General features: G+C 68.4%; 1 protein-coding gene. It reads right to left on the reverse strand.

What is annotated here, in order from left to right; genetic code table 11:
• Window positions 1-8 precede the first annotated feature (8 nt).
• Window positions 9-1,451, reverse strand: a complete 1,443-nt coding sequence (locus ACWDZ7_RS42795; protein ID WP_451804373.1) for an NF041680 family putative transposase — start codon at window positions 1,449-1,451, stop codon at window positions 9-11.
• Between the last annotated feature and the right edge of the window lie 127 nt (window positions 1,452-1,578).

Here is a 1,578-nt window from a genome sequence, read left to right on the forward strand (position 1 = left end):
CTTGTTCCTTAACATCGACCGTTACGCAGAGCGACGAGCGTCTCGGGGCGTTTTACGGTTTTACCGACGTCGTAGCGGGTGGCGGGGTGCCGGTTCTTCGAGCCTGGCGGTCGTCCTGGCCCCGGCCGAGTGGGTTTGGGTGCGCGGGCCGGACTGCCCAGGTGGGGGCGGATGTTCCGGAACCACCGCCGGACCCGGGTCGGGGTGAGCAGGGTGCCGGGACGGGTGGACTTCTCCCAGGGCTTGCGGCGGTCGGCTGCCAGCGGCAGTGCGAGGCGGAGCTGGGTGTGCGCGACGATGACCAGCCAGGTCCAGAGGTCCGCCGCCTCCGGGTCGCGGAGGCGGGGGCGGGTCCAGCCCAGGGACTGCTTGAACAAGCGGAACGTATGCTCCAGGTCGAATCGTCGCAGGTAGCAGGACCAGGCGAAGTCGACGTCATCCGGAGTGGCGCCGATGGCGGAGGACCACAGCCAGACCGGTGGAGCGTCGCGGTCGCCGGGAAGGTGCTCGACCTTGAGCCGGATCAGTGTGCCCTCGATGACGGGAAGGTCGCTGTCGTGGTCGATCCACGCGGATCGCTGCTTCAGCCGGGGGTGGAGCCGGTCCCAGGCACGGGCCTCGGCCTTGCCGTACCGGGGTGTGTCGTTGTGCGTGACCACGGACGGCTCCGGCCACGACTGGGGCCTGGCGAGGCTGAACTCCTTGCCGTGTTTGGGCGGTCGGCCGCCCTTGGGGGTGTAGACGCGTGGCGGCTTCGGCAGCTGCAGGACACGATCGGAGCGAAGGCGCCCGATCACTTCGACGGGCAGGTCGCGCAAGACCCACGCCAGACGCATCACGTCGTAGCCCGCGTCCATCACGACCAAGACGTTCCCGTCGCCATACTGCCATTGGCCGGCCGCGATCAGGCGCTCGATCACGGCCCGCAGCTGATCGGCGGTGACGGCCGCAGCATCGTCGGCGGGCCCCAGCCGGACCGCATCCAGGACCTGCGTCCACGAAGTGCGGTCCGGGGTGAGCGCGGCGACGAACGAGTACGGCCAGCCCGGCACCACATGGTCCGATACGCGGCCATTACGACCGTGGACCAGGCAGAACAGCCGTTCCGGCGAGCAGGCGGCATCCGACCGCAGCCACGGCGAGACATCTACCGTGAGCACGATCCGCCCGTCGAACCGCGGAAGCGGCAGGGCGACCAGCAGGTCACGCACGGCGTTCTCGTCGAGCCGACCATGGTTCAGGGCGCCGTACAGCGAGCCGTAGCCACGCTGATGCTCAGCGAGCAGCGACAACTCCACCGGTGCCCGGGTCGGGCCGTCCGTGCACAACAGCGCGTCGGCGAGCTCGAAGAAGGCGTCCGCTCTTGCGGACAGGCAGCCGTAGAAGGCCGCCCGAAAGCGTGACAGTTCCGCGAGCACACCCCGTCCCCCGGCCTGCGGCAGCACACTCATCTCACGGCCCTCCCCATGAACTCCCGTACTCCCTAGCAGAGTTCAGGATCACGAGGAAAGCCGCCTCGCACCCTGCAATCACTCCAAAGAGTGACGATATGACCGGTCGGATGTTAAGGAACAAGCT

The sequence above is a fragment of the Streptomyces sp. NPDC003032 genome (assembly GCF_053591415.1).